The 3,477-nt window shown below is 74.2% G+C and carries 3 protein-coding genes and 1 pseudogene; 1 reads left to right on the forward strand and 3 read right to left on the reverse strand.

Going from position 1 to position 3,477, the window contains the following annotated elements; genetic code table 11:
* Positions 1-125: 125 nt before the first annotated feature.
* Together HF577_RS36855 and HF577_RS36860 are read right to left on the reverse strand one after the other, a co-directional pair.
* Positions 126-833, reverse strand: coding sequence for a DsbA family oxidoreductase (locus tag HF577_RS36855; RefSeq protein WP_169400629.1), 708 nt, complete (start codon positions 831-833; stop codon positions 126-128).
* Positions 834-840: 7 nt separating this feature from the next.
* Positions 841-2,214, reverse strand: coding sequence for a PLP-dependent cysteine synthase family protein (locus tag HF577_RS36860; RefSeq protein ID WP_312859628.1), 1,374 nt, complete (start codon positions 2,212-2,214; stop codon positions 841-843).
* 82 nt (positions 2,215-2,296) lie between these two features.
* Here HF577_RS36860 and HF577_RS36865 point away from each other — a divergent pair, with 82 nt between their 5' ends.
* Entirely contained in the window at positions 2,297-2,878 is a 582-nt protein-coding gene (locus HF577_RS36865) for a class I SAM-dependent methyltransferase (RefSeq protein WP_169400631.1), read from the forward strand.
* Between the two features lie 116 nt (positions 2,879-2,994).
* On the opposite strand, the pseudogene HF577_RS36870 reads toward HF577_RS36865, so the two are convergent.
* Positions 2,995-3,477: pseudogene (locus HF577_RS36870) on the reverse strand (shikimate dehydrogenase); the annotation flags it as partial.

Raw genomic sequence — 3,477 nt, forward strand, 5'->3', positions numbered from 1 at the left:
CCTGACGCTCCTGTTCACCCGGTCGGCGGCCTAGCGCAGCCCCCCGCGAGTCGCCCGTTCTCGTCCCGCGAGTCGCCCGGTTTCCGTGCGCGAGTCGCCCGGTTCCGGGGGTCAGCCGGCCGTTCTCAGACGGCGCAGGAGCCGTCGGCGCAGGCTTCGCCCGTCGCGCCGCCTGCCGGCGTGAGCACCTGCAGGGGGTGGGTCTCCGCCCAGGCGGTGTCGAGTACTCCGAGCAGGGCGTCGGCCGGTTGGGCGCCGGACACGCCGTACGTCCGGTCGATCACGAAGAACGGCACCCCGTTGATGCCGAACGCCTGGGCCTGCCGCTCGTCGGCGCGCACCTCGTCGGCGAAGCGGTCGGACGCGAGCACCTCGCGGGCCTCGTCGGCGTCCAGACCGGCCTCGGCGCCGAGCCGCACGAGCGTCTCGGGGTCACCGATGCGCTCGCCCTCGGTGAGATAGGCGGTGAACAGCCGTTCCTTCACCGCGTCCTGGATGCCACGCGCGGCGCCGAGGTGGATCAGCCGGTGCGCGTCGAAGGTGTTGCCGCCGCGGGCGCGCTCGAAGTGGAACTCCAGGCCGTCCGCAGCGGCGGTGTCGGTCATCTGGCGGTGCATGCCGTCGGCCTGCTCCCGGGAGACGCCGTACTTCTCGGCGAGGTGCTCGCCCAGGTCACCCTCGCGCTCCCGGGGAGCGCTCGGGTCGAGCTCGAAGCTCCGCCAGGTCACCTCGACCTCGTCACGGTGTGCGAACTGCGCGAGCGCCTTCTCGAACCGGCGCTTGCCGATCGCGCACCACGGGCACACCACGTCCGACCAGATCTCCACCTTCATGCCGGGATCAACCTCCTGCCGCGAGGCCTTGTTCCAGGGCGCTGCGCGGGACGAGGGTGACCGCCCGACCGTCGACGAGCACCAGCACCGGTCCCTCGTCGGCGAGCCGGCCACGGGCCTCCGCGAGGTTCTCCCCGGCCCCCACCGCGGCCGGGGCGGGCCCGGCGTGGACGGCCACGTCGTCGTCGGCGCGGCCGGGATCGACGGCCACCAGCGCACGCAGCGCCGCGGCATCGACCACCCCGAGCACCTCGGGCGCCGACCGTGTCGGGTCGTCGGACTTCCGCGGCGTGACCACGGCAACCAGCCCCTCGGGACGGGTGTCGAGCACCGCCGCGACCGTGTGCCCGGAGTGCGCCACGGCGAGGCCGCGCTCCGGCACGACGTCGCGCACGTACGGGCCGACGGCGGCGTCGAGGAAGCCGAGCCGGGTCATCCAGTCGTCGTCGAAGTACTTGGACAGGTAGCTGCGTCCGGAGTCGGGCAGGATCGCGACGACGAGGTGCTCGGGGCCGAGTTCGGCCGCCACCCGCAGGGCCGCGGCCACCGCGGTGCCGGCCGAGCCGCCGACGAGCAGGCCCTCCTCGCGCGCGAGCCGGCGCGTCGTCAGCAGGGACTCGCGGTCGGGGATGCGCTCGAACCGGTCGATCACGCCCTGGTCGTACGACAGGGGCCAGGTGTCAGTGACGGTGGCGGGGTGCACGAAGTGCCCGATGCTCTCGACGAAGTACGGGCTGCCGTCGCCGCCGGAGTACACGGAGGTGGCCGGGTCGGCGCCGACGACGGAGACGCCGTGCTGCTTGAGGTAGCGCCCCGTGCCGCTGATGGTGCCGCCGGTACCGACGCCCGCCACCAGGTGCGTGATCCGGCCGCCGGTCTGCTCCCAGATCTCCGGCCCGGTGGTCAGCTCGTGGATGTGCGGGTTGGCAGGGTTGTCGTACTGGTTGGCGTGCCAGCCGCCGGGCGTCTCGGCGGCGATGCGCCGGGCCATGTTGTTGACGTGGGCGGGGTGGTCGCGAGGCAGCTTTCCCGAGGTCGGGACGACCTGCGCCCCGTAGGCCCGCAGCAGCGCGATCTTCTCCCGTGCGATCGTGTCGGGCACCACCACGATGGTCCGGTACCCGTGCAGGGCCCCCACCATGGCGAGACCGATACCGGTGTTCCCGGACGTCCCCTCGACGATCACGCCTCCGGGCTGTAGGTCGCCGAGCCGCTCGGCCTCGCGGACCATCGCGAGCGCCGCGCGGTCCTTGACGCTGCCACCCGGGTTGGCGAACTCGACCTTGACGTACACGGCGGCGGTGAGGCCCGCGGTGATCCGGTTGAGCCGGAAGAGCGGGGTGCCACCGACGGCGTCGAGCACGGATTCGTGAACAGTCACGGTGCCCCATTGTCGTCCATCCAGCGGCGGGATCCGCAGTTTCCGTGATCCGGAGATGTCGGCGGCCTCGTAGCCTGGAGCCATGACCGACCTCCCCGGTGACTGGAACCAGTGGCGTGAGCAGGTCGACCTCGACCAGTACGACGAGCGGTGGCGGCGGATGGCCGAGGCGGGGGAGAACCCGCATGGTGAGGCGGATCTCATCGCGTCCTACCGGCCCGCTTCCGTGCTCGACGGCGGCTGCGGCACGGGGCGCGTCGGGATCGAGCTCGTCCGCCGGGGGATCGCGGTACTGGGGGTGGACGTCGACCAGGACATGATCGCCGCGGCACGGGCGAAGGCTCCCGACGTCGAGTGGGTGGCGGCCGACCTGGCGGAGCTGGCCCGCCCGGAGCGGTTCGACGTGGTGGCGCTCGCCGGCAACGTCATCCCGTACGTGCCGGACGGCAGCCGCCCCGCCGCGGTGGCGGCGTGTGCGCGGCACCTGAGGCCTGGCGGGCGGCTCGTCGCGGGCTTCCAGCTGCAGGAGGGATGGCCGACGCTCGCCGACTACGACGGCTGGTGCGAGGCCGCGGGGCTGGAGCCGGAGGACCGGTTCGGGACGTGGGACCGCGCCCCGTACGAGGGTGGAAACTACGCGGTGTCGGTGCACCGGCGCCCCTGACACCCCGCCGCCGAGCCCGCCTCGGGCGACTCGCGGGCCGAGAACGGGCGACTCGCGCGCGGGGAACGGGCGACTCGCGCGCCGGGAACGGGCGACTCGCGGGCGTGGAGGGCGGGTCAGGCGCGCGCGGCCACTGCTTCGTCGAGCGCGCTGCGCATCTCCGCCACCGGGCCGGGGCGCCCGGTCATCAGCTCCACCTGCGCGACGGCCTGGTGCAGCAGCATCTCCAGCCCGCTCACCACGTGCGCTCCGGCGGCCGCCGCGGTGGCGGCGAACCGGGTGGGCCACGGGGCGTAGACAACGTCCAGCACCACCGTGCCCGGGCCGGCACCGGCGAGGGCGTCGGCGGCTCCGGCCGGCAGTGTGGAGATCACGATGTCGGCCCCGGTGATCGCGGCGGTCGCCGATGACGGGTCGGTCAGAGCGGCGTGGACGGTGGGGGACACCCCGAGCCGGTCGGCCGCCGCCCGCAGCTCACCCGCCCGTTCGACGGACCGCACGAGCACGTCCACCTCGGGCACCCCCAGCTCGCGCAGTGCCGCCAGCGAGGCCTGGGCCGTGCCGCCGGCGCCGAGCACGACGGCCCGCCCGGTCGCCCC

Source organism: Pseudonocardia xinjiangensis (assembly GCF_012911925.1).
Lineage (GTDB): Bacteria > Actinomycetota > Actinomycetes > Mycobacteriales > Pseudonocardiaceae > Pseudonocardia > Pseudonocardia xinjiangensis.